Source organism: Arcobacter sp. L, from assembly GCF_000284235.1.
Lineage (GTDB): Bacteria > Campylobacterota > Campylobacteria > Campylobacterales > Arcobacteraceae > Aliarcobacter > Aliarcobacter defluvii.
The window spans coordinates 1,398,311-1,424,190 of sequence record NC_017192.1 but is presented as its reverse complement, the minus strand read 5'-3'; the positions used below and the strand labels follow the sequence as shown (position 1 = coordinate 1,424,190).

At 26.2% G+C, this 25,880-nt stretch carries 19 protein-coding genes and 1 other RNA gene; 13 read left to right on the top strand and 7 right to left on the bottom strand.

Translation table 11 applies throughout. From position 1 onward, the window contains the following. Window positions 1-31: 31 nt before the first annotated feature. On the top strand, window positions 32-772 hold the full coding sequence (cobA, locus tag ABLL_RS07120) for a uroporphyrinogen-III C-methyltransferase (RefSeq protein WP_014474112.1): 741 nt from the start codon (window positions 32-34) through the stop codon (window positions 770-772). Here cobA and ABLL_RS07115 read toward each other — a convergent pair. Both ABLL_RS07115 and ABLL_RS07110 read right to left on the bottom strand, forming a co-directional pair. After that, the gene (locus ABLL_RS07115) at window positions 769-3,339 is read right to left on the bottom strand and encodes a PAS domain S-box protein (protein ID WP_014474111.1); all 2,571 of its coding nucleotides are present in this window, start codon (window positions 3,337-3,339) and stop codon (window positions 769-771) included. The genes cobA and ABLL_RS07115 overlap by 4 nt on opposite strands. Window positions 3,340-3,342: 3 nt before the next feature. Next, window positions 3,343-4,302 (bottom strand): substrate-binding domain-containing protein, encoded by a 960-nt coding sequence (locus ABLL_RS07110; protein ID WP_014474110.1) that lies wholly within the window; start codon window positions 4,300-4,302, stop codon window positions 3,343-3,345. Window positions 4,303-4,600: 298 nt separating this feature from the next. Here ABLL_RS07110 and ABLL_RS07105 point away from each other — a divergent pair, with 298 nt between their 5' ends. Next, a complete protein-coding gene (locus ABLL_RS07105; protein WP_014474109.1) occupies window positions 4,601-5,740 on the top strand; it encodes an iron-containing alcohol dehydrogenase in 1,140 nt (379 codons plus the stop codon). 24 nt (window positions 5,741-5,764) lie between these two features. Here the strand turns inward: ABLL_RS07105 and ABLL_RS07100 are convergent, their stop codons facing one another. The 3 genes from ABLL_RS07100 to lolA all read right to left on the bottom strand — a co-directional run bounded on the left by ABLL_RS07100 (window position 5,765) and on the right by lolA (window position 7,674). Continuing rightward, the gene (locus ABLL_RS07100) at window positions 5,765-6,631 is read right to left on the bottom strand and encodes an AraC family transcriptional regulator (protein WP_014474108.1); all 867 of its coding nucleotides are present in this window, start codon (window positions 6,629-6,631) and stop codon (window positions 5,765-5,767) included. Between the two features lie 154 nt (window positions 6,632-6,785). Continuing rightward, window positions 6,786-7,110, bottom strand: an RNA gene (gene rnpB / locus ABLL_RS14845) — RNase P RNA component class A. Window positions 7,111-7,140: 30 nt separating this feature from the next. Further along, window positions 7,141-7,674, bottom strand: a complete 534-nt coding sequence (gene lolA, locus ABLL_RS07095; RefSeq protein ID WP_014474107.1) for a LolA-like outer membrane lipoprotein chaperone — start codon at window positions 7,672-7,674, stop codon at window positions 7,141-7,143. A gap of 56 nt (window positions 7,675-7,730) precedes the next feature. Between lolA and secA the strand changes: the two genes are divergently transcribed. Beyond that, the gene (gene secA, locus ABLL_RS07090) at window positions 7,731-10,349 is read left to right on the top strand and encodes a preprotein translocase subunit SecA (protein WP_014474106.1); all 2,619 of its coding nucleotides are present in this window, start codon (window positions 7,731-7,733) and stop codon (window positions 10,347-10,349) included. A 1-nt stretch (window position 10,350) separates the two neighbouring features. Continuing rightward, window positions 10,351-11,556, top strand: a complete 1,206-nt coding sequence (locus ABLL_RS07085) for an ABC transporter permease (RefSeq protein ID WP_014474105.1) — start codon at window positions 10,351-10,353, stop codon at window positions 11,554-11,556. Window positions 11,557-11,560: 4 nt separating this feature from the next. On the opposite strand, the gene ABLL_RS07080 is transcribed toward ABLL_RS07085, so the two are convergent. After that, window positions 11,561-14,377, bottom strand: coding sequence for an AsmA-like C-terminal domain-containing protein (locus tag ABLL_RS07080; protein WP_014474104.1), 2,817 nt, complete (start codon window positions 14,375-14,377; stop codon window positions 11,561-11,563). 55 nt (window positions 14,378-14,432) lie between these two features. On the opposite strand from ABLL_RS07080, the gene mltG reads away from it, so the two are divergent. The 8 genes from mltG to ABLL_RS07040 all read left to right on the top strand — a co-directional run bounded on the left by mltG (window position 14,433) and on the right by ABLL_RS07040 (window position 24,048). Continuing rightward, window positions 14,433-15,554 (top strand): endolytic transglycosylase MltG, encoded by a 1,122-nt coding sequence (gene mltG, locus ABLL_RS07075; protein WP_041654751.1) that lies wholly within the window; start codon window positions 14,433-14,435, stop codon window positions 15,552-15,554. 125 nt (window positions 15,555-15,679) lie between these two features. Next, window positions 15,680-17,872: an NADP-dependent isocitrate dehydrogenase gene (locus tag ABLL_RS07070; protein ID WP_014474102.1), complete on the top strand. Its 2,193-nt coding sequence runs from the start codon at window positions 15,680-15,682 to the stop codon at window positions 17,870-17,872. A 134-nt stretch (window positions 17,873-18,006) separates the two neighbouring features. Beyond that, window positions 18,007-18,966: a malate dehydrogenase gene (locus ABLL_RS07065; RefSeq protein WP_014474101.1), complete on the top strand. Its 960-nt coding sequence runs from the start codon at window positions 18,007-18,009 to the stop codon at window positions 18,964-18,966. 157 nt (window positions 18,967-19,123) lie between these two features. Continuing rightward, window positions 19,124-19,531 carry a methylaspartate mutase subunit S gene (gene glmS / locus ABLL_RS07060; RefSeq protein WP_014474100.1) on the top strand — a complete coding sequence of 136 codons (408 nt, stop codon included), beginning with the start codon at window positions 19,124-19,126 and terminating at the stop codon, window positions 19,529-19,531. Continuing rightward, window positions 19,528-20,892 carry a methylaspartate mutase gene (locus ABLL_RS07055; protein WP_014474099.1) on the top strand — a complete coding sequence of 455 codons (1,365 nt, stop codon included), beginning with the start codon at window positions 19,528-19,530 and terminating at the stop codon, window positions 20,890-20,892. The genes glmS and ABLL_RS07055 overlap by 4 nt, the downstream gene beginning before the upstream one ends. Beyond that, a complete protein-coding gene (locus ABLL_RS07050; RefSeq protein ID WP_014474098.1) occupies window positions 20,889-22,073 on the top strand; it encodes a glutamate mutase L in 1,185 nt (394 codons plus the stop codon). The genes ABLL_RS07055 and ABLL_RS07050 overlap by 4 nt, the downstream gene beginning before the upstream one ends. Before the next feature lie 12 nt (window positions 22,074-22,085). Further along, on the top strand, window positions 22,086-23,657 hold the full coding sequence (locus ABLL_RS07045) for an AMP-binding protein (protein WP_014474097.1): 1,572 nt from the start codon (window positions 22,086-22,088) through the stop codon (window positions 23,655-23,657). 112 nt (window positions 23,658-23,769) lie between these two features. After that, window positions 23,770-24,048, top strand: coding sequence for a cytochrome c (locus tag ABLL_RS07040; protein ID WP_014474096.1), 279 nt, complete (start codon window positions 23,770-23,772; stop codon window positions 24,046-24,048). A gap of 31 nt (window positions 24,049-24,079) precedes the next feature. Here ABLL_RS07040 and ABLL_RS07035 read toward each other — a convergent pair whose 3' ends face one another. Beyond that, window positions 24,080-24,451: a hypothetical protein gene (locus ABLL_RS07035; protein WP_173363176.1), complete on the bottom strand. Its 372-nt coding sequence runs from the start codon at window positions 24,449-24,451 to the stop codon at window positions 24,080-24,082. A 144-nt stretch (window positions 24,452-24,595) separates the two neighbouring features. On the opposite strand from ABLL_RS07035, the gene ABLL_RS07030 reads away from it, so the two are divergent. Continuing rightward, a complete protein-coding gene (locus ABLL_RS07030) occupies window positions 24,596-25,870 on the top strand; it encodes an SH3 domain-containing protein (RefSeq protein ID WP_014474094.1) in 1,275 nt (424 codons plus the stop codon). The last annotated feature ends 10 nt before the right edge of the window (window positions 25,871-25,880 follow it).

The following is a 25,880-nucleotide window of genomic DNA, read 5'->3' as shown; positions in this document are numbered from 1 at the left end:
GTTGAAAATATAGTTTATCTAGGAATTTAAAATGGAAAATAGAGTTTATCTAACAGGTGCTGGTCCTGGAGATATTGAATTACTTACTTTAAAAGCAGCTAGAGTTATAAGTGAAGCTGATGTAATAATCTATGATAAATTAGCAAATCCAGAGATTTTAGAAATGGCAAAAAAAGATTGTCAATTTATTTTTGTAGGAAAAGAGAGTGGAAATCACTCTGTTCCTCAAGAAGAGATAAATGAAATAATTTATCAAAGTGCTTTAAAATACAGTAATAAAGTCATTGTTAGATTAAAAGGTGGAGATCCATTTGTTTTCGGGCGTGGTGGAGAAGAAGCTATTTATCTTCACAAAAGAGGAATAAAATTTGAAATAATTCCAGGAATTAGCTCAAGTGTAGCAGTTCCAGCTTATGCTGGAATACCTGTAACTCATAGGGGAATAACAACTTCATTTAGAGTAGTAACAGGTCATGAAACACCAAATAAAAAAATATCTCAAATCGAATGGCAAACTTTTTTAAATGATGAAACAATAGTATTTTTGATGGGATTACATAATATTGGATTAATTACATCAAAATTAATGAGTCTAGGAAAAAGAAAAGATTATCCTTGTGCAGTTGTTTCAAAAGGAACAACAAAATACCAAAAAGTAGTTGTTGGAACATTGGAAGATATTACGCAAAAAGCAAAAGATTTACCAACACCAGCCATAATAATCGTAGGAGAAGTTGTAAATTTAAGAGAACAAGTTAAATGGTTTGACTAAAACTTATTTTCAAAAATGATAGAAAAACAAGCACCAATATATTGTTTTTGATTATAAGTAAACTTTTCATTATGAATATTTATTATCCCTTTATGTCTCTCTCTTATAATTTTATCAACAATTGCAAGCCCCAATCCTGTGCCTTGAGATTTATGTTTTGTAGTAAAGTATGGTTCTAACACTTTAGAAATGATTGATTCATCAATTCCCCCACCACTATCCAAAAATTGTAATTCTAGTTTATTTTCATCAAGTTTTATACTTTTTATAAATAAAAATCTATCTTCTTCATTCTTTTCTTTTAATACATCTTTACTATTTGAAATAATATTTAAAAATGCTTCTGTTAACTCATTTTTATTACCTAAAATTAACAAGTCATCATTTACTTCCAATTTAAGATTAATAAAATTATTGTGTAAAGAAGCATATACAAGATTCAAAGTATTATCTAAAACTTCTTTAACACTTATCTCTTTATAAGATTTATCTTCTTTTATAAAATCTCTAAAATTATCTATTGTATTTGATAAATATTCAGTTTGTTTTACTATTGCAATAGAAGATTCTTCAATATCTTCTTTATTTAACATTCCATATTCAGATTTCACTCTTAGTGCACTTGCACTTGTACTAATAAAACTCAAAGGTTGTCTCCATTGATGGGCAATATTTCCTATCATTTCCCCAAGTGATGCTAGTTTTGCTTGCTCTTGCATTATTTTTAGAGAACTTACATCTTTTATAACCATAAGAAATCTTTCTTTATCTGGTAATAAAGATAAACTTAAATTTACTGAAACTCTTTTATTATTAATTATAAAAGTCTCTTCATAATTACTTACATATCCTTTTGTTATTACTTCTTCTAATAATTTTTTATTCTTCTCATTTTTTGTCATCATAAAATCTATTAATTTTTTAGTTAATAAATCCTCTTCACTTAATTCTGTCATATTTAAAAAAGCTTCATTAAATTTTATAAATTTAGAATCTAAATCTAAAATTGCTATACCATCTTTTGAATAATTGAAAATCAGCTCAAATTCTTGTTTTTGCTCAAATATCTGTTTTTCTATTAATTCTTTTTCTGTTATATCAATTCCGATAGTTGTAAGATAATCCATTGAACCATCTTCTTTTTGTACAAGCATATTTGACCATTCAAATACTTTTTCCTCACCATTTCTAGAAATCCAAGAATTTCTAAAATGTTTAATCATATTTCCTTTTTTGGCTTCATCAATTATATTTATAACTTTATCTTTAACATTTTCATTCAAAAATCTTGACCAGAAATATGGTTCACTTGATATTTCTTCTTCTGTATAACCTAAAAATTTCTGAGCATATTTATTTACTTTAAACATTACTCCTTCACTATTAATTACAACAATAACAGCATTTGAATTATCAATAATCGTTGAAATAAAATCTCGCTCTTTTATGATTTGTTTTTCTAATTCTTTTCTTAAACTAATATCACTATGTGTTCCAAGTATTCGAATAGGCTTGTTATTTTTATCAAGAATAACTTTTCCTCTCGTTAAAATCCAAGTATATTTACCATATTTATTTTTCATTCTAATTTCTAAAGAATATATATTATTTTCTGGATTTTTTAGATAATTTCTTAAATTTTCCTCTACTTTACTTTTATCATCAGGATGAACTAAATCAAAAAAATATTTTGCATTATTTCCAATTTCATTATCTTCATACCCTAATAATTTTTTCCATTTAGAAGAGAAATATGCCTCATTCGTAATTAAATTCCAATCCCAAATACCTTCGTTTATACTATCAATAACTAATTCAAATCTATTATTTATCTCATCAATTTTTGATTTAGAAGTTTTTATAGTAGTAATCATTTCATTCATTTTTAATGATAATTCATTTAATTCTTTAGTATTAAATTTGGGAATCATATCTTTTGGTATTCCATCTTTATCGTTATTTAAAATTGCATTAGCAATAGTATAAATAGGTTTTAAAATAAAAACTTTAATTATAAAAAATATAATCAAAATTATGAAAATTGAAGAAATAAAAATCTCTAATAAGCTTTTTTTTATAATAGTATTAAGTTCATTTTTTAAAAATTCATTTGAACTATAAATCAATATTTCAGCAATCTTAGTATGAGAATTATTTTCTATAATTTGACTTTTAAAAGAAAAATATTTAGTGAGTAATTCTTGGTGTTTTAGATTTGTTGAATCAAATTCTACTATTTTATCTTCTATTTTAATTTTTCCAGTTTCAATAAATTCTTTACTAAATATTTTTCCATAATTATAATCTTTGATTATGATGGCTAAAATATTTTTATCTTTCATTTGATTTTCAAGTATTTTTTCATATTCATTTATTGAATAAGAGTTTATAAAATAAGGTAAGGTATCTTTTAACTGGTTATTTATTGATTCTAAATCTAAATTTATGTTACTTATTATTCTTTCTTTTGTTTGAGAATAATTATACATCGTATAAAAAGACATAATTGTTACAACACATAATAATAAAGGAGTAAGAAAAGAGAGTAATAATGTTCTATTTTTCATAAATTATTCAATACCTAATACATTTAATTTTATTGTAGGTAAATTTTCTTGAAGATTATCTTTTGAAATGGTTAAAATAGGAAGTTTTTGTTCTTTTTCAACTTTTTTATTGTTAAAAAAATCATCTAAAGAACTAACAGCTTTTTGTCCCATTAAATAAGGTTGTTGCATTGCCGAACCAACTAATGTACCTTTTTTTATCAAATCTAAAAATTCAGGTTCAACATCAAAACAAATAAGAAGAATCTGCCCCTCTTTTTTACTATCTTTTATAGCTTCTAATGTAGCTTTATATTTATCAGAACCTTGAAGCCAAATCGCTCTCAATTTTGGCTTTTCCTCTATTAATTTTAAAGAATAATCATATGTTTCTTTATACGAAAAATTTACTTGTTGATACAAACCTGCACTTTTTATGTCTGATTCATTTAGTGCTTTTATAAAACCTAAAGTTCTATCTTTTCCATTTGTTCTTTTTTGAGGAATTGAGATAATACCAACTGTACCTTCTTTGTTCCAAGAAAGTTCGGTCATTTTTTTAGTTAAGATTTTACCTAGTTCATAAGCACCTTTTTTATTATCAGAAGATATAAAAGAGACATATTCACCACTATTTGTACCTATATCAGATATAACAACAGGAATATTTGCATTTTTTGCAAGTTCTAAAAGAGTAACAGCTGTTGATGAGTTAATTGGTGAAAGAATCAAACCATCTACTTTAGAAGAAATAGCTTTAACTAGATTTTCCAGCTCAATTTTTTTTAGATTATTTGAACTATAAATTTCAATGTCATAACCTAATTTAGAAGCTTTTGCTTTTATTCCTTTCGCCATTATTTGCCAAAATGGAATTTCTAAATCAGATACTATATAAGCGATTTTTTTATTTTGTTCAGCAGAATGTAAAAAAGAAATAATACAAAATAATAAAATAATAATTTTAGAGATAATTGTACTCACGCCATACCTTAGATAGTTGTATAATGAAATAATATCGAAATTATATAAAAATACATAAAATACTTGATTTATCTAAATGTCATAATGATTATAAAAATATAAAAAAGGTAAATATTCAATCTATATTTGTATTTCATCAAGCTATATATGCGTATCACTTCTATCTTCTAAACTATCAAAGAGCATTATAATTTTTCATTTGTAGAATTTGGTATGTGATTTGTAGAATTTGGTCTTTAAATCTTTTTCTATTATTTTTATAATTCCCTTACAAAAAATAATTTGAAGGATTTAAAATATGGAATTTTCTTATCATAACCCAACAGGAATAGAGTTTGGAAAAGGAAAAATCAAAGAAATAGCTAATCTTATTCCAAAAGATAAAAAAGTATTAGTAGTTTATGGTGGTGGATCAATTAAAAAAAATGGTGCTTATGAGCAAGTTATTGAAGCATTAAATGGTCACAAATGGGTAGAATTTGGTGGAGTTGAAGTAAACCCAACAGTTGAAACAATGAATAAAGCTGTTGAACTTGTTAGAAGTGAAGGTGTTGACTTTATTTTAGCAGTTGGTGGAGGTTCTGTTATTGATGGTTCTAAATATCTTGCAGCTGCATCATTATATGATGGAGATGGTTGGAACTTTTTAGATGGAACAGCAGTAGTTGAAAAAGCTCTTCCAATCGGAGTTGTTTTAACTTTAGCTGCAACTGGTTCAGAATCAAATAACTTAACAGTTGTTTCAAGAAAAACTACAGATGAAAAAAGAATGTATTTTTCAGATTATTCTTACCCAAAATTTGCAGTTCTAGACCCATCATTTATGGGAACATTAAGTGATAGACAACTAGGAAATGGTTTAGTTGATGCATTTGTTCATATTTCTGAGCAATATTTAACTAAAACAAATGATTTATTAGTAAATGATGGTTATGCTGAAACTTTATATAAAGGTTTAGTAACTCTTGCAAACAAATGGGAAGAGAGAAGAACATTATGGTGGCAAGAAAATTTAATGCACATTTGTAATCAAGCATTAAATTTCCAACTTGCAAATGGTGTTTGTCAAGATTGGTCAACACACATAATTGGTCATGAATTAACAGCATTTTATAACCTTGATCACGCAAGATCATTAGCAGTTGTTCTTCCTCATTTATTAAGAGAAATGATTGAAGAAAAACAAGAAAAATTAGCACAATTTGGTAAAAATGTGTTTGGAATTGAAAATAACAATGAAGCTATTATCAAAAAAATTGAAGAAATATTTGAAAGTGTTGGAGTTCCTACAAAATTAACAGAATATGAAATTGATAATAAAGTTATTGAAAATGTTCATAATGCATTTAAATCTCATGGTTATTTAGAAATTGGTGAAAATGGAACTGTAACTTTAGAAAAAGTTGCAAATATTTTAAATCGTTCTATGGTAGCTTAAAACTTTTTGTTCTACTAAAAATATTTATAAAGAGGCTTTTGCCTCTTTAGGCGAATATCCAAAATAATTCTTAAAATCTCTACTAAAATGTGAAGGATTATCATATCCCAATTCATTTGCAACATCCACAGCTTTATAATCATATTTTATTAATAAATCTTTTGCTTTTGTTAATCGAATTTTTTTGATGTACTGTAAAGGAGTATGTGATGTAATTATTTTAAAATGATTATGAAATGATGATACACTCATATCACAAATACGTGCTAATGAGTCCATATCTAGGCTTTTATTATAATTATCATGGATATGTTTTAAAGCTTTTGCAATTTTAGATTCATTGTTTTCTTCTAAAAACATTTTATGAAGCATTTGAGCATTTTGCCCAATAGCAATTCTATAAAACAGCTCTTTTAAAACACCATCACCTAAAATTATTGATTCTTCTTTTGATTCTAAAATATCCAATAATTTTTCAGTTGTTTGTTCAATTTGAACAGTAACTTTATCTGAAAAAATCCCCATGTTATTTGGATTTTGAGTGTCAAAATTTTTTTGTTTTAATTCTTCAATAATATCAACCATCATTTCTCTATCAAGTGAAATAATCAAACAAATAAAAGGTTCATCTTTTGTTGCATAAGTTTCACACTCTAAAGGAAGTGTCGTTGGAACTACTAAATAGTTATCACAATCAAAGATAAATCGATTGTTTGCGAGATTTGCAATCTTTTTGCCTTGAAGTACAAGTATTAAACAAACATCATAGATTAAAGGACTTTTTGGTTCATAATTTTTTGTTTTAAATATCTTTACACTTTTTAAATTTGTATCATGAATGCCATCTTCAATTGATAATATCTCTCTATTTTCTATAATGCTTTTTTTCATTTTTATCTTTATATACTAATTTTTTTGCAATTTTAATATAAATCCACATAAATTAAGATATTGATTTTTTTTAGAAATTTTGAATAAGCTTTAACACATTAAAGTTTAGATAGTTGATTAACAAAGAAGTTTTAATACAAATTTAAATTTGATTAAATTAGGTAAACCAATAAGCCGCGTTTTGTTATTAAGACAATAATTTATCTAGCTACTAAATTACTTTAGTAGTCTTGCGAAGACCAAAATTGTGAAGTAATTACCTAGTCTTCTTGCTGCAGGTTGGGTTTACATAGCCATTAAGATTACTCAAAATGCTGGTAAGCTCTTACCTCACCGTTTCACCATCACCGAAAATCGGCTGTTTACTTTCTGTTGCACTATCCCTTAGGTTACCCTAGCCATTATTTAAATGGAACCATACTTCACAGCAGCCCGGACTTTCCTCTTAGAAATTTCTAAGCTATTGTCTGGTTTACCTAAATGAAATTATAGCTTTTAATTCTTAAATTCTATTTTCTTATAATATCATAATACTCAGGAACTATAAATTTAAAAATTTCATCAGAAATTTCACCATTTTGTATAACATTTGAAAATTTAATTTCTACATTATTTTCAAGTTTATCTTTATATTTTATTTCTTTGATTTTTTCATCATTTTTTGATAATGTAATTAAATACTCAACATCATCTATATTTGTAGAGTAAGTATCATTATCCATTTTTTTAGAAGTATTTAATAATTTTATTATATTTATTTCACTTTCTAATTGAGTAAATATTGCTTGTTCGAGTTCTGGTTCATCAACTATTGCGAAGTCGTTATTTATGTACACATTTTTAACAACTGGTGTTTCATATTTCCATAAAATTTTCCCACTTTTTTTGATAAAAACTTCACCTTTATATTCAATAATATTATTAGAACTTGATGTAATAATTTGAGTAAAACTTGCTTTAAATGAGTCTAAATTTCTTATATCACTCGAAGCTACACAAGAAATACAAAAGAGTACTAATAAAATTAGCGATTTATAAAACATACTTTAACCTTTTTTTTTATATAATCTTGCGATTATAACGAAAAGGAACTAATTTTATGTTAAATGTTTTTTCAAAAATTTTTGGTACAAGAAATGATAGAGAAGTAAAAAAATATAGAAAGAAAGCTGAATCAATTACAGCTTTAGAAAGTAAATATGAAAATTTAAGTGATGATGAACTAAAAAATGAATTCAATAAGCTAAAAGAGCTTGTACAAAAAGAAGAAAAATCATTAAATGACGTATTGTTTGAATCTTTTGCAATTACAAGAGAAGCTAGTAAAAGAGCCCTTGGAATGAGACCTTATGATGTTCAATTAATTGGAGCAATGGTTTTACATGATGGAAGAATTGCAGAGATGAAAACAGGAGAAGGTAAAACTTTGGTTGGTTCACTTGCAGTTGCATTAAATGCACTAACTGGAAAAGGTGTTCATGTTGTAACAGTAAATGACTATCTTGCTGCTAGAGATGCTAATGAATTAACACCTTTATATAATTTTTTAGGCTATAGCGTTGGAGCAATTGTTGGTGGATTAAGAAATGATGAAGAAAGACGTGCTCAATATGCTTGTGATATAACATACGGTACAAACAATGAATTTGGATTTGATTATCTAAGAGATAATATGAATTACGATATCAATGAAAAAGTTCAAAGAGAACATAACTTTGTAATTGTAGATGAAGTTGACTCAATTTTAATTGATGAAGCAAGAACTCCACTTATTATTTCAGGTCCAACAAATCACAAAAATTCAAATTATGTAAAAGCAAATGAAATAGCTTTAAAACTTGAACTTGGTAAATTAATAGAACCAAAAAATTCTTCTGAAAAACCATCAACAACTGGTGATTTTATAGTTGATGAAAAAAATAGAGCTGTTACGCTTACAGAACAAGGGCATGAAAATGCCGAAAAACTTTTTGGTGTAGATAATCTTTATTCACTTGAAAATGCAATGCTTTCTCACTCTCTTGATCAAGCTTTAAAAGCAAACTATATCTTTGAAAAAGATGTTGATTATGTTGTAAAAGATAATCAAATTGTAATTGTTGATGAATTTACAGGAAGATTAAGTGAAGGAAGAAGATTTAGTGAAGGATTACACCAAGCACTTGAAGCAAAAGAAGGTGTAGCAATTCAGGATGAATCACAAACTTTAGCAGATATTACATTCCAAAATTATTTTAGAATGTATAAAAAATTAGCTGGTATGACAGGAACAGCTCAAACAGAAGCTACAGAATTTGCGGAAATTTATAACCTTGATGTTGTTTCTATTCCTACAAATGTTCCTGTTCAAAGAATAGATAAAAATGATTTAATTTATAAAAGTGAAAAAGAAAAATTTGAAGCTGTTTGTAATAAAATCAAAGAATTTCATGAAAAAGGTCAACCTGTTCTTGTGGGGACTGCTTCAATTGAAAAATCAGAAAAACTACATAAAATTTTAGTTGATAAAAAAATCCCTCATACAGTTTTAAATGCAAAACAACATGAAAAAGAAGGAAAAATTATTGCTGATGCTGGTCAAAAAGGTGCAGTTACAATTGCAACAAATATGGCTGGACGGGGAGTTGATATTAAACTTACACAAGAAATCTTAGATTTAGGTGGTTTAGCAATTATTGGAACTGAAAGACATGAATCTAGAAGAATTGATAACCAATTAAGAGGAAGATCTGGACGTCAAGGTGATGTTGGAGAATCTCAATTTTATTTATCTTTAGAAGATAATCTTTTAAGAATCTTTGGAAGTGATAAAATAAAAGGAATTATGGAAAGACTTGGTATTGAAGAAGGTGAACATATCGAATCTAGAATGGTTACACGTGCTGTTGAAAATGCTCAGAAAAAAGTAGAATCAATGCATTTTGAAAGCAGAAAACACTTACTTGAATATGATGATGTTGCAAATGAACAAAGAAAAGTGATTTATACATTTAGAAATGATTTATTAAAAAGTGATTATGATATTGATTCAAAACTTGACGAAAATAGACTTGAATATGTACAAAATCTATTAAGTGAAGCAAATATTATTCATGGTATGCCTGAAGAAGATTTTGATTATGAATTTATTAAAAGTAAATTACAAGAGGAGTTGCATTTAGTAGTTAATGAAGAAGCATTAAAAAGTGATTCTTATGAAAATTTAGAGTCTAATTTAGCCTCTATTTTAAAAGAAGTTTATACTAAAAAAATGTCAATGGCTGCACCAGAACAAAAAAGTGAAATCGAAAGAATCTTATATTTACAAATTTTAGATAATGCTTGGAGAGAACATTTATATGCTATGGATACTTTAAAAGCAGGAATTGGTCTTCGAGGTTATAACCAAAAAGATCCACTTGTTGAATATAAAAAAGAGTCATATAATATGTTTATAGAATTAATTTCAAATATTAAACATGAAATTATCAAAATTTTATTTACTATTCAACTTCAATCAAATGAAGACAGAGAAAAAGAACAAGAAGCAATTGCAAGAATGAAAGAACAAATGGAAGAAGCAACAGAGCATATAACTACAAATATTGCACAAGAAGCTGTACGAAATAGTGATAAAAAAATTGCTAGAAATGAACCTTGTCCTTGTGGAAGTGGATTGAAATATAAACAATGTTGTGGGAAAAGTGGCCCAAAAATTGGTTTAGTAGCAGGAAACTAATTTGAATAAAAAATTAGTCAATTTTATTGTAAAAAAATATCTAAGATTTGATAAAAAAAATCCTTTCATCTCTATAAGTGCTATTCTAGCATTTATAGGAGTTTCTATTGGTGTTATGGTTTTAATTCTTTCTATGGCTATTATGAATGGAACAGCTAAAGAGTTTGAAAAAAAACTATTTACTATGAATTATCCATTAACAATTTATCCAAAAATTGACAATTCAGTGAATGAAGAATTACTTGAAAAACTTCAAAAAGAATATCCTTATTTAAAATTCTCTCCTTTTGTTTCATCACAAGCTATTATTCAAAATGGTGACATAATGAGTGGAGGAATGATTTTTGGTGTAATTCCTGAAAAAGAAGCACAAATTAATCATATTTTTAAAGAGGCTATTGGGGATTTGTTAATAAATAAATATGATGTAATTACAGGTTCTGGAATAACTGATAAATTATATTTAAACAATGGCGTTAAAACTACTTTATATTTTACAGAATTAAATCCGACTGGTTTTTCAATGATGCCAAAAATGAAAAGATTTACTTATCTTACTTCGTTTACTTCTGGCTTAAATGCTTATGATAAAGCTTATATGTACACAACAATTGACTCTTTACAAACTCTATTAAAAAAAGAACCAAATATTTATGATGGGATACATATCTATTCAGAAGATGCTTTTGCGGATATTGAAAAATTAAAAATTTCATTACAAAATACAAATACAGGAATTGTTGGTTGGTGGCAACAAAATGGTAACTTCTTTGCAGCTATGAAAATGGAAAAAACAGCTTTGTTTATAGTTTTAATGCTAATCATTTTAGTAGCTTCACTAAATATTATTTCATCACTTCTAATGACAGTTATGAGTAGAAGAAAAGAAATCGCCCTACTTTTATCAATGGGAGCCAGTGCAAAAGAGATAAAAACAATATTTTTAAGAGTTGGTACAATCATAGGATTTTCAGGGATTTTAACAGGAATTGCGTTAGGATTTTTTGGATATTGGTTACTAGATAATTTTGATATTGTTACTTTGCCAGCAGATGTTTATGGAAGTGCAAAATTACCGCTTGATTTAGCATTAACTGATTTTGTTTCTATAATCATTGGAGCAGTTATAATCGTACTTATTTCATCATATTACCCAGCTTCAAAAGCTACAAATATAGATGTAATTGATGTTTTAAGAAATGAATAAGCCTTTATTTTAAAGGCTTATTTATTAACTCTTCACTACTTTTTTCTTCTTTTTTTTCATTTTCATCATTTCCTTTTATAAAATCTAAAAGCATAGATGGTGAACTTAATATTCTTTTTGCAATATTAACTGGAATACTAAAAGTCTCTTTTGTTAAATTTGTTGAAATTTTTGGATTTGATAATTCCCCAAAAACATTTACTTGTGTTTCAACTCTATTACTATCTCCTAATAAAACATAATTAACTACAGGTATTGCACCTACGATTTTTGAATAGTCTTTTAGAAAAATTAATTTTATCTCTGAATCTAAAGTTAAATCATTTAAATTTACTTTCCCTTTACCTTCAAAATCAATACCATTTCCAATAGTTACTAATTTTTTAACATCTATTAACTCTTTTTCTTTACTATAATTAAACTCCATAACACCATTTACTATTTTGTATGCAGTTAAATTAAATCCTTGATTTGTTGCCATTCCTACAACAGAAGGAACAGCTAAAAGAGGATTTACAAGAGCAGGAGAAGTGTGAATAAATATTAAAAGATTATTTAAAATTGCTAAATCTTCAATATTACTATTTTCAATAATTATTTTCCCATTTAAATTATTTATGTCTCCATTTGCTAAAAAAAGTATATTTCCACCTTTAAAAATATTTTTATCAAAAATTGTATTTACAAACTCATCACTTATATCACTTGTAAAAATATCTATTTTTTTATCTTTTGACTCTTTAAATGTAATATCACTTTTTTTATGTTTTAAATGAATAAATTTTTCATTTTCTCTCACTCTTATTTCAAAAGTATCAGATAAAAACTTATATTTATCATTCACTATTATATTTGAACTATTTCCTATAATATTAATATTTTTATAGCTATCATTTTCTTCTTTATCTTCACTTGAATATAAAATATCATAACCATTAATATTTAATGATAAATTTTCATTTTTTAATTCCAAAATCAAATCATTATTTTTTGTGTTTAATTTTGTATAATTATTTTTATATATTCCCAAAAGTGTCAATTCATTGATCTTTTTTCCATTCTTTTTGAGTGGAAGATCTAGCTCTTTTAAATTTGCTTCAAAATTTATTTCTTCTTTTTTTATTGATAGATTTGCATTTTTTATCTTGTAAATTGTTCCATTTAAATCTATTTCATCATTTGTTAGATATAAATTCATCTTTTGATTTATATTATTTGTATCTTGTTTTTTTGTATCGATAGTTATAAAAAGATTATTTAAATAAATTTTTAAATCATCTTTTATTTCAACTTTTATATTTTCATCAATTGAGTGAATATCTATATTTTTACCACTAATATTTCCTACAATATCAAGATTTTCAATACTTTGCCCATCTTTTTTAAGAGGTAAGTTTAAACCTTTTATTAAAGCTTTAAATTTGATATTTTTGTCATCTTTTATATCTAAAGAGATATTTCCATCTTTTATTGAAATATCTTTTAAAAGCTTTGAATATGGATAAATTTTTGATAAATTATTTATATTTACATAAATTAAATCAGCTATTTTTATAGTTGTTTCTAAATCTTTTAAATCTATAGTTGTATCTTTGTTAAAATCCATATCTAAAGCTGTTTTTTTATCTTTTATATCAATTATTTTTTCTCCATTTTCTTTTTTTATTATTAAAGAATTTATAATTGTATCACCTGAAGATTTTAAGGTTTTTGTATCAATATTTATATTTACTAAAGCATCTATCATATCTTTATATTTAAAATCTGCATCTTTTACTAATACATTACTTCCATCTAAAATTACCGTTGCAGTTTTACTATTAAAAGAAAAATTTCCTATTGAAATTTCTGCATCATTTACTAAAAATTCACCTTTAGTTGTCATAGGTTTTTCTAGTTCATATGGAAAAATTAAAGTCAAAGTTGCATCTGTAGTTCCACTTTTTTGAACTAAGGGAAGGTTTATTTTATAAGCTTTTAAAATATCTAAAATATCTTTATCTAGTTTACTATTTGTTTTTATATTTACTTCAACTTCCCCATTTTGTGCACTTGCTAAATTATGAATAGTTACATAACTTCCTTCTAAACTTTTATCTTTAAAAGTTGGTTCTATTAAATTAAAATATAAATTATCATCTTTAAAAGTAATATCGAGATTTTTAGTTTGAATAGCATCTACATCTTGATGAAATTTAATTTTTGCATTTTCAATATGTGCTTTTCCATTTAAAGATTTTTCAATTAATTTATTATTTTTCAAATCAAATTCAGCATATAAACCTTCTAAAGTTATATTACCTTCAACATTATCATACATCCATTCTTCTGCTGTTTTTGGTAAATCTAAAAAATTTTTTAGAAATTTTAAACTTTTAAAAGGAGAACTAACAATATAAAATTTAGCTAATTCTTTTGTCATATCTATATTTAAATTTGCTTCTAAATCTTGATAATAAAATTTTCCAAAATAATTCAATTCTTCAGTAAAATAGTCTATTTTAATTTTCCCATCAAATAATATATCTATATCTTTTAAATATAAAGAAGATAATTCAAATAAAATTTGATTAGATGCAACATCCAATTTTGAAGAAATATTTATATATTTATTATCAAGATATAAATTATTTTCATCCAGAACTATTTTAAACTCATTATCATCAATTTTTAACTTTTTTATATTTATTTTTTGAAAAAGCATTAATACTTTAGGTAATAATTCAATATCTTTTTTTAAATCATCAAATGAGCTTTTTGTTTGAGTCTTTTTAGACTTATACTCTAGATTCCCAATATCCAAAATAAGTTTTTTATCCATTTTAATATAGAATTGCGAAACTGAAAAATTTGAAAGAGAGAAAGAGTCTATTTTTATGCCCCAATACAAAGATGAAAGAAGTAATAATATAATTAAAAAAAACAGTAGAAGTAGAAGTTTAATACTCTTCAACATAATCGATTTTATCCTTATTTGTTTTGTTGTTATTTTATTTTATGTAACAATGCCAGTAACTTCTACAAAAGTATTGTTTATTCCTAAAGGCAGTACGGCCAATATTATATCATACTTAAATAAAAGTGGATATGAGATGAATAATTTGGATGCTTTGATTATCAAATCAATGGGTTATGTTCAAAGTGGTTGGATAGATATAAATCAAAATAAACTAACTAAAATGGATTTTATTTATAAACTAATCACATCAAAAGCTGCTTTAAAAGATATTACATTAATTCCTGGTGAAACATCATATGTGTTTCTAAAAAAATTAGCAAATGAGTTTAATCTTTCAGAAGAAAAGCTAACTCAACTATACAATGAATATGCTTTTAAAGCTGATGGAAATATTTTAGCAGATACATATTCTTTACCTTTAGGAATGAAAGAAGATTATATGATTTTTTATCTGTTTTCTCAAACAAATAAAAAATATGAAGAATTTTCTAAAAAGATTTTTGGTATGTATGATAAAAATAAATGGTTTAACTATCTTATTTTAGCCTCTGTAATACAAAAAGAAGCTGCAACAACAAATGAAATGCCAATAGTTGCAAGTGTAATACATAATAGACTAAAAAAAGGAATGAAGCTCCAAATGGATGGAACTTTAAATTATGGAAAATATTCAAATGAAATTGTAACAGCAGATAGAATACGTGAAGATAATACATCTTATAATACGTATAAGTTTGTAGGACTTCCTAAAGATCCTGTTTGTGCAGTAAGTTTAAATGCAATCAAAGCTGCTATTTTTCCTGTAAAAAGTAATTATTTATATTTTGTTAGAGAAAACAAAACTGGTCTTCATAAATTTGCGAGTACATTTGAAGAACATCAAGCTAATATAAAAGCAAATGTTGGTGTAGAAAAAACTTATACAAAAGTTAAAGATATTGAAACAAAAATTGATGAAGAAGCTGAAACTATTATGAAAACTGATGTAACAAAACAAAAACCATCTTCAATTAAAGATTTATTTAACAATATAAATTAAGACAACTTGTGAAAATTTGAAACAATCAAATTTTCACAACTTTAAATATTTTCAACTTTCAATTTCCTTAAAATCAAATCTAGCTAATATATCTCCAACATTAAAATTCAAATTTAGGAAAAAATATGTCAAAAATCATTTACACAAAAGTTGATGAAGCTCCAGCTTTAGCAACATACTCTTTTTTACCAATTATCAAAGCTTTTACAAAAAGTTCTGGTATTGAAATGGTTACAAAAGATATTTCTTTAGCTGGAAGAATTTTAGCTAACTTCCCTGAGAACTTAACACCTGAACAAAAAATCAGTGATGATTTAGCAGAACTTGGAGCTTTAACACAAGATCCTGAAGCTAATATTATTAAATTACCAAATATTTCAGCTTCTATTCCTCAACTAAAAGCTGCAATTGCAGAATTACAAGCAAAAGGTTACAACATACCTAATTATGATGCTAGTGAAGAAATTACAGCTAGATACTCAAAAATTACAGGTTCTGCTGTTAATCCAGTATTAAGAGAAGGAAATTCTGACAGAAGAGCTCCAAGTGCAGTTAAAAACTACGCAAAAGCTAATCCTCATAGAATGGGTAAATGGACAAAAGATTCTAAAACTGATGTTGCTTGTATGGATTCAGGTGACTTTTATGGTTCTGAAGTATCAAAAACTTTTGATGAAGCAAATGATTTAAAAATCTCTTTCTTTGACAAAAATGGTGCTGAAACTGTATTAAAAGCTTCTACAAAAGTATTAGCAGGTGAAATTATTGATGCAACTGTTATGAGTGCTAAAGCATTACAAGATTTTTATGCAAAAACAATTGAAAGAGCTAAACAAGAAGATGTATTATTATCTTTACACTTAAAAGCTACAATGATGAAAAATTCAGATCCAATTATGTTTGGATTTGCTGTAAAAGTATATTTCAAAGATTTAATTGCTAAATATGGTGCATTATTTGATGAAATGGGTGTAAATTTCAATAATGGTTTAGGTGACTTATATTCAAAATTAGAAACTATTGATGCAGCTAAAAAAGCTGAAATTTTAGCTGATATTGATGCAATTTATGCAAAACAACCAAGACTTGCAATGGTAAACTCTGCAAAAGGAATTACAAACTTACATGTTCCTTCGGATGTTATTATTGATGCTTCTATGCCTGCTATGATTAAAGGTGGTGGAAAAATGTGGAATGCTTCTGATAAAGAAGAAGATACAATTGCTATGATTCCAGATAGAGCATATGCTGCAAGTTTTAAAGCTGTAATTGATGATTGTAAAGAGCATGGAGCATTAGATGTTACAACTATTGGAACTGTTCCTAATGTTGGATTAATGGCTCAAAAAGCTGAAGAATATGGTTCACATGACAAAACTTTCCAAGCAAAAGCAGATGGTCAAATCAAAGTTATTGACAAAGATGGAAACGCTGTATTCTCATTTGATGTTGAAAACGGTGATATTTTCAGAATGTGCCAAACTAAAGATGCACCAATTCAAGATTGGATTAAATTAGCAGTTACAAGATCAAGACTATCTAATACACCTGCTATTTTCTGGTTAGACAAAAACAGAGCTCACGATGCTCAAATGATTAAAAAAGTTGAAAAATATTTACCAACTCACGATACTACTGGTTTAGATATTACAATTATGTCTCCTGTTGATGCTACTAAAAAATCTTTAGAAAGAATGAGAGCTGGACTTGATACTATTTCTGTAACTGGAAATATTTTAAGAGATTATAACACTGACTTATTCCCAATTTTAGAATTAGGAACATCTGCAAAAATGTTATCAATCGTTCCATTAATGCAAGGTGGAGGATTATTTGAAACTGGTGCAGGAGGAAGTGCACCTAAACATGTTCAACAATTCCAAGAAGAAGATTATTTAAGATGGGATTCTTTAGGTGAATTTATGGCACTTGCTGCTTCATTTGAACATTTATCTAATACTCAAAATAATCCAAAAGCAAAAGTTTTAGCTGATACTTTAGATAGAGCAACAGGAACTTTCTTAATCAATGATAAATCTCCTGCTAGAAAAATTGGACAAATTGATAATAGAGGAAGTCATTTCTATTTAGCTATGTACTGGGCTCAAGAATTAGCTGCTCAAAATGATGATGCAGCTTTAAAAGCTGAGTTTACTCCAATTGCAAAAGCAATGACTGAAAATGAAGAAAAAATTGTTAAAGAATTAACACAATGTCAAGGAAAAGCTGTTGATATGGGTGGATATTATCTTCCAGATGATGCAAAAACATCTGCTGCTATGAGACCATCTGCAACATTAAACGCAATTATCGGATAATTAAAAAAGAGAAGATTTTCTTCTCTTTTACACTTTTCAAAAATCTTTTATAAATCTCAAAATTTCTTTCTATTAAAAATAAAGCCTAAGAGCTAAATTGTTATAATTTATTCAAAAAATTTTAAAGGATTGTTTTGAATAATAAAACTGTTGGAATCGTAGGAGTTGGAAATGTTGGAGCAACACTAGCTTTTATTCTTGCCACAAAAAACATCTGCTCAACTTTACTTTTAAAAGATGTAAGAGAAAATATAGTTCAAGCTATGGCACTTGACATCTCACAAGCTACAAATGCAGCAAAAAGTAAAACTATTACAAAGCCCTGTCTAAAGGATGAAGAATTTAAAAATTGTGATGTAATAGTTATTACAGCAGGGATTGCTAGACGTCCAGGAATGACAAGAGATGACTTATTAATAACAAATGCAAAAATTATGACTTCTGTTATGAATAGCATAACAAAATACAATCCAAATGCTATTGTAATAATAGTTTCAAATCCTCTTGATGCTATGGTTTATGCGGCACTTAAAGCATCAAATTGGAATAGAAACAAGATTATTGGAATGGCAGGAATTTTAGATAGTGCAAGAATGAGTTATTTTATATTTGAAAAATTAGGTTATGGACAAGGACAAATTGAAGCTTCAGTTATGGGTGGACATGGTGATTCTATGGTTCCACTCGCTGATTTTTCAACAGTTGCTGGTGTAAAACTCAATACTCTTCTTTCAGAAGAAGATATAGAAGATATTATAAATAAAACAAAAAATGGTGGGGCTCAAATTGTAAAATTACTTGAAACTGGTTCTGCTTATTATGCTCCTGCTTATTCAACATCATTAATGATTGAAGCAATTTTGGAAGATAAAAAGAAAATTTGTCCTTGTGCTGTTATGCTTGAAGGAGAATATGGTTATAACAATATTGTTTCAGGTGTTCCAATTATGCTTGGTATTAATGGTGCAGAAAAAATAATTGAATTGGATTTAAAAGATGAACAAAAAATTCAATTTTCAAAATCTGTATCTTCAGTTCAAGAATTAGTTGATACTTTAGAAAAAAAGTTTTTTGAAGAAAAAAAAGCTTTTTAGTATAAACATTATTGAGACAAATATTTTAATAGAATATCTAAAATTTATATTCTATTAAAAAAATAGACTAGTTTTTTATAATATCTAAAGAATATATAACTCTTCTTTAGATAAAATTGCGCCCTTTGTAAAAGATAAAAGTATTTAGGTAGAAAACATGAAAGTAGTTATCGGAGTAGTAGGTAATGATATTCACGTAGTCGCAAATCGACTAATTGATATATCACTACAAGCAAGAGGTTTTGAGGTTTTTAATCTTGGTGTTAATACATACCTTGAAGAGTTTATAGATGCAGTTATTGAAACAAATGCCGATGTGTTATTAATCTCTTCCCTAAATGGTGAAGCTGAGGGTTGGTGTAGAGATCTTCCTGTTTTAAAATCAAAATATAAAAATTTAAAAGATGTAGTATTTATGCTTGGTGGAAATTTAGCAGTTGGTGAAGGTGATGCTAGTGTTATTGTTCCAAAATTCAAAAACTATGGTTTTGATTTAGTTTTTCATCAAGTTGATTTAAATACTGGACTTAATGAATTAGAAAAATATTTAAAGGAGAGAAATTGAGTTTACTGCAAGAAGAAAGAAATATATTAGTTCAAAATAAATATGCAGATAATTTTGATTTTGCAGAAATTGAAGAGTTTATAAAAAATGCTTCAAAAAACTTATTTATTTCTCATCACTTTAAAAATGCTAATAAAATGCTAGTGCAACCTCGTGGTGGTTTCCCAACTTATAAAAAAATGTTCTCTTTATATGAATATTTTGTTGGTGCAAATGTAGATGTATTACCATGTACAATTGACTCAAATACAAGATTAAACGACTATGCAACAAGTGCTAAGATGTTAAAACTTTCAGAAGAAAATGAAGTTGATATGTTAAATGGTTATCCACTTGTAAATCATGGATATAGAACAACTAGAAAAATGATGACTCATTTTGATAAACCAATTTCTTTAAGACATGGAACACCTGATGCTAGACTTTTAATAGAAACAGCACTTGCATCTGGAATTTTTGAAATTGAAGGTGGTCCAATTACTTACCTTTTACCATACTCAAAAAACTTTCCACTTGATAAAGCATTTATGTATTGGAAATATGTTGAAAAAATCTGTGCTAACTACTCAAAACTAAATGAACCAATCAACAGAGAATCATTTGGACCTTTAACAGCAACATTAGTTCCACCTTGTATTACTATTGTTATTCAACTTTGCGAAATGCTCTTATCACTGGAAGAAGGTGTTAAATCTTTCTCGGTATCATTTTCTCAAAGTGGTTCTATGATTCAAGATATTGTAACAGCAAATGTATTAAGAAAAATGGCAAAATATTATGCAGAACAAATTGGATGTGCAGATGCTAGAATAAATCTAGTATATCACCAATGGATGGGTGCTTTCCCTTCAAATAAAGATTATAGTGAATCATTAATCAATACTTCAACAGTAATTGCGATGATGGTAAAAGCTGATAAAATTATTACAAAAACAAGAGATGAATCTTTTGGTATTCCAACTCGAGAATCAAATGCAAAAACAGTTGCAAATACTCAATATACTTTAGGAATGTTACATGGAATTCCTACAATCACAGATGAAATGGAAGAAGAAATCCTAACAGAAGAAGTAAGAAGTATTATGGAAGCTGTATTCAATGACAAAGCTGACACTTTATGGAGAAAAGTATTTAACTGTATAAAAGCTGGAATTATAGACGTTCCTTATTCTCCACATATTATAAATCATAATGAAGTTGTAACTGTAAGAGATAAAAACAAAAATATTAGAATTATTCAAAGAGGAAAACTTCCAATTTCAGATAGATGTTTTGAATATGAAAAATCAAAATGTGATTTAAATAAAGATGCCTCTTCAATCGTAAATGATATTATCCATGATATAGGAATTATGCAATGAGCCAAAACAAATTATTAATAGATGTTGGAAGTACATACTTTAAAGTTTGTGCAAATAACGATATAAATCAATATTTTAGAGATTTTAATAAAGATATATTTGATGATTTAACTAGCAAATGTGGTGATATTATCTCTAAATTTAAAAAGGATGAAGTATTTATTTGTTCATCTGCTAATGGTGGATTAACTACGTTAATTATTGGTGTTACAAACTCTTTTTCACTTAAATTTGCTACAAATATTGCATATAACTCTGGAATAAATATTATTAATACAGTTTTATATCAAGATATAGATACAACTTCAATCCCAAGTGATTTAATTGATGTTGTTATTATTGTTGGAGGAATTGATTCTATTTCAAATGTATTTGATGAAAAACTGTTTAATTTCTTAGATAATTTAAATTATTCTAATGTAGTTTTTGCAGGAACAACACAAGATGAAAAATATTTAAAAGAAAAAATCAAAAATTTAGTAGTTGTTGATAATATTATAAATAATAAACTTCACGTTGTTGAAGAGCCATTAAAAGAGTATTTAACAAACCTTTATCAAGCAGATATTATGGGGAAAGAAGATATAAAACACCTTTATGAATTAACTTCAAATCAAATATATTCAACACCTTACATCGTAAATAAAACATTACCACTTATTGATACAAAATTTGCAGTTGTAAATCCATTTATTTTAATTGATATTGGTGGAGCAACAACAGATATTCACTACTCAAAAGATTTATCAATGGATAATATGGTTACTGAAAATGAGTATGATAGACTTGTATTTAAAAAACTTGGAGTTTATAAATCAAAAGAATCACTAATTTTTGCAGCAAAAAACAACGAGTTTGTTTATGAATTACTTGAACACTTAAAAGTTACAGAAAATATTTTCAATGAAGATTCTTCTAAAGCTTTAAAAGTTTTAATGCAACTAGCAATTTTCTTAGTTTTATATAAAGTAAGTGATGCTCATCCTTTATATATAAAATTAAAGTTAAATTTACTAAAATCAATTGTATTAACTGGTGGTATCACAAAAGTTTTAAGTTTTGAAGAAGCAACAGATATTATCTCTTTCTTCTATAAAAAGATTTTAAATTCAGATATTCATCCAGCAATTATCATGGATTATAACTATGATATTTGGACTTTAGGTATTACACAACAATAAAAAGGGGTAATTATGTCAATAAATTGTATTAGAACTTTAATCGAAGATGCAAATATTTCTCATCCACAAAAAGTTGCTTTAATATATGGAAATGAAAAATTAACTTATAGTGAACTTTTCACTAAAGTTAATCAAATAGCCCTTTATTTATCAGAATTAGACTTACCAAAAGGTAGTAGAATTGGTATTTATTCAAATAAAGATATAAATCAAGTTATAGCAATACTTGCAATTTTATCAACAAACTATGTTTTAGTTCCATTAACAAAACTTTTAAAACCAGAACAAATAGAATATATCATTGAAGATTGTGATATTAAATGTATTATTACTGATAAAATAAAAATTGAGTCTATTGAAGAGATAAAATTTGATGGAAAAATCATCTCTTATGAAACAACAAATAAAGATTTAGCTTCTTTTGAAGAGATTTATAAATATTATAAAAAGCCTTATATTTGTGATGTAAGTGGACATGATAATGCTGTTATTACTTATTCATTTGGTTTAAATGGTAAACCAAAAGGAATAGTGATTTCACATAGAAATCTAATCGATAGTGCAAGAGTTGTTTCACAATATCTAAAACTAAAAGAAGATGATGTTATTTCTGGATTATTACTTTTTAATCTTGATTATGGATTAAATCAAATCTTTTGTTCTTTATATAAAAGAGCAACTTTAGCTTTACATAGATTTGTTTTACCAACAGATTTTTTTAATCATATAATCAATGATAAAGTAAGTGTAATTTCACTAATGCCTATAAATATAACTGAAATGTTTGATGAAGATGAATTTAGACTTCCAAATCCATCTTTACTTGAAAATGTAAGAATTATTGCATCTTCTGGTGGAAATGTAACTTCTAAAATGATTAAAGATATTGAAAAATATTTTATTAATGCAGAATTTTATTTAATGCATGGATTAACAGAAGCATTTAGATCAACTTATTTAGATCCAAGTCAATTAAAAATAAGACCTGATTCTATTGGAAAAGCTATTCCTGATGTTGAATTATATGTAATTGATGAAAATGGAAATGAATGTAAACCAAGAGTTACAGGTGAATTAATTCACAGAGGTGGATACATCTACAAAGGTTATTGGAATGCACCAAAAGAGACTGCTGAAAGATTTAAATCAATTCAAATACTTAAAAATGTAATAAATCTTGAAGGACAATTAACAGATGAAATCGTTGTAAAAACCGGAGATTTTGTTTATAAAGATGAAGAAGGCTACTTATATTTTGTTTCAAGACTTGATGATATGATTAAAACAAGAGGTTATAGAGTTAATCCTTATGAGATTGAATCAGTTGTAAAAAAAGAATTAAAAGATATTGAAAAATGTGCAGTATTTTCAATAGAAAATGATGAGATAGAAGAAGAGATTGTTTTAGTTTATAGTGCAAAAAATGAATTAAGTAGTAGTGAAATTTTATTTGAACTAAAAAAACATTTAGCCTCATATATGATTCCATCTAAAATAATCTACAAAAAATCTTTACCCCTTGTTCCTTCTGATAAAAATAAAATCAATAAAGAAGAACTAAAAAAAGAACTTATTTCAAAATAAAAAGAATAATTTTTAAATTATTCTTTTTATAAATCTTAAATCTTGATTGAAGTCAATAAACTCTAAACAATCTTAGTATATAATCTAATATCTAACAAACAAAGGATTATTTATGAAAAAAATCGTTATAGCTGCATCTTTATTAACTGCATGTGTTGCTTTTGCAAACCCTTATGCAAAATGTGTTGTATGTCATGGTGCAAATGGAGAGAAAGTTGCTTTAGGTAAATCTAAAATCATCAAAGATATGACAAAAGCTGATTTTGTTGCTGCTTTAAAAGGTTATCAAGATGGAACTTATGGTGGAGCTCAAAAAACATTGATGATTGGTCAAGTAAAAGATATGACTGAAGCAACAATGAATGAAATAGCAGATTTAATCATCAAATAATTCAATAAATTTAAAAACTAGAATTAAAACTCTAGTTTTTAAATAACTTACTCTTTTTTATCTCTTCCAAAATATTCATCAACTCTTTTTTTTCATCTAAAAGTTGTTTTATTAAAATATCTTTTTCATCATCAACTTCTGGTATATTTTTCTGTTCTAAAATTTTTCCTAAATGAAATTCAAATAAACCTTTTTCAATAGAATAATCGACTTTTAAACATTCAATTAATAATTGAGGTTTATCATTTCCTAAACCATTTGTAATTTGAAGTTTATTTATTTGTTTAATAGTATATGTTAATTTATCATCTTTTATAATAGGTTCAAGTAACTCTTTTTTCCAATAATTATTATTCTCTTTTTCTAAAATATGAATCTTTTTTAATAATACTTTTTCGAACAAATCTTTATTTATAGAAAGTTTATACACCCTATTCCCTCAAAGTTTTTGTTTACTATAACTATTAATTACTAAATTAAAAATATTACAACTAGCTTTAATGATAAAATGATACAATCACAAAAAAAATTATTAAAGGAAATGTATATGTTAAGAAATTTTAAACAATTATCTTTTATTTTCTTAATTACTGTTTTGTTTACTGCATGTTCTATTAAAGAACCTATTGTTATTCCAAAAGAGAGTGATATTGCTGAACTTTCAAAAAAAGCAAACGATAATTTTTTAGACCAAAATAGAGCTACAAATGATTATTTTACTAAATATTTCAAACCTTGGGATTCTTCAAAAGTTTCATATCCAAAAATTGAAGCAATGTGGGGACAATCATATAAATTTAAAAAAGTATATTTAGAAAATCATAGACTTGCAACAGAAGAATGGTTTAAAAAACAAATAGAAAATTCAAATTTTGATGAATATAATGTTCTTCCTAAAAAAGCAATTATGTTAAAAAATGCAAATGTAAGAGTTCTTCCAACAAATTCACCTATGTTTTACGATCCAACAAAACCAGGAGAAGGATTTCCATTTGACTACAATCAAAATTCTTTAATAAAAATCAATACACCAATTATTGTTTCTCATTTATCAAAAGATAGAGCTTGGGCTTATATGGAATCAAGTACAGTTGGAGGATGGGTTGAAATTGGCTCAATTGCTTTTGTAGATGATAATTTTATTAAAGAGTTTAAAACAACTAATTATTATGTTAGTATAAAAGAAAAATTTCCTATTTATGACCCAATTTTTAGAGAATATGTAAAAGTTGCTACAATTTTTCCTAAAAAAGATGATAAATTTTTAATTGCAAAAAAAGATGATAATCAAAAAGCAATAATCTCTTATATAAATTTAAATGTTGATGAAGTTGAAGCTATGCCAATAGCATATACTTCTGAAAATAGAGTAAAAATTTTAAATCAACTTTTAGAAGAACCGTATGGTTGGGGTGGATTATTAAATAATAGAGATTGTTCTAGTTTTACTCAAGATTTTTTTGTTCCATTTGGAAAATATTTACATAGAAATTCAAAATCTCAAACATCAAATGGAAAATATCTTGATATGTCAAAAATGAGCATAAAAGAGAAAAAAGAGTTTATGAAAGAGTATGGTGTTCCTTTTTCAACTTTAGTCTATTTAAAAGGTCATATTATGCTTTATGTTGGGATTAAAGATAATGAACCTTTAGTTGTTCATAATATTTGGAGTGTAAGGTTAAAAGATAATTCAGGAAGAAAATATAGAAATATCATAGGTAAAGCAACTATTACAACTTTAGAACCAGGAAAAGAATTAAAAGATTTTGATGAAGATAATAATATTTTACGAAGAGTTTTAGGAATAACTGTTCTATAAGCTTTAGAAA

What these genes read in the sequence shown, in the direction of transcription:
- cobA (WP_014474112.1), top strand. Translation starts at nt 32, where the DNA reads ATGGAAAATAGAGTTTATCTAACAGGTGCTGGTCCTGGAGATATTGAA.
- ABLL_RS07115 (WP_014474111.1), bottom strand. Translation starts at nt 3,339, where the DNA reads ATGAAAAATAGAACATTATTACTCTCTTTTCTTACTCCTTTATTATTA.
- ABLL_RS07105 (WP_014474109.1), top strand. Translation starts at nt 4,601, where the DNA reads ATGGAATTTTCTTATCATAACCCAACAGGAATAGAGTTTGGAAAAGGA.
- ABLL_RS07100 (WP_014474108.1), bottom strand. Translation starts at nt 6,631, where the DNA reads ATGAAAAAAAGCATTATAGAAAATAGAGAGATATTATCAATTGAAGAT.
- lolA (WP_014474107.1), bottom strand. Translation starts at nt 7,674, where the DNA reads ATGTTTTATAAATCGCTAATTTTATTAGTACTCTTTTGTATTTCTTGT.
- secA (WP_014474106.1), top strand. Translation starts at nt 7,731, where the DNA reads ATGTTAAATGTTTTTTCAAAAATTTTTGGTACAAGAAATGATAGAGAA.
- ABLL_RS07080 (WP_014474104.1), bottom strand. Translation starts at nt 14,377, where the DNA reads ATGGATAAAAAACTTATTTTGGATATTGGGAATCTAGAGTATAAGTCT.
- mltG (WP_041654751.1), top strand. Translation starts at nt 14,433, where the DNA reads ATGCCCCAATACAAAGATGAAAGAAGTAATAATATAATTAAAAAAAAC.
- ABLL_RS07070 (WP_014474102.1), top strand. Translation starts at nt 15,680, where the DNA reads ATGTCAAAAATCATTTACACAAAAGTTGATGAAGCTCCAGCTTTAGCA.
- glmS (WP_014474100.1), top strand. Translation starts at nt 19,124, where the DNA reads ATGAAAGTAGTTATCGGAGTAGTAGGTAATGATATTCACGTAGTCGCA.
- ABLL_RS07050 (WP_014474098.1), top strand. Translation starts at nt 20,889, where the DNA reads ATGAGCCAAAACAAATTATTAATAGATGTTGGAAGTACATACTTTAAA.
- ABLL_RS07045 (WP_014474097.1), top strand. Translation starts at nt 22,086, where the DNA reads ATGTCAATAAATTGTATTAGAACTTTAATCGAAGATGCAAATATTTCT.
- ABLL_RS07040 (WP_014474096.1), top strand. Translation starts at nt 23,770, where the DNA reads ATGAAAAAAATCGTTATAGCTGCATCTTTATTAACTGCATGTGTTGCT.
- ABLL_RS07030 (WP_014474094.1), top strand. Translation starts at nt 24,596, where the DNA reads ATGTTAAGAAATTTTAAACAATTATCTTTTATTTTCTTAATTACTGTT.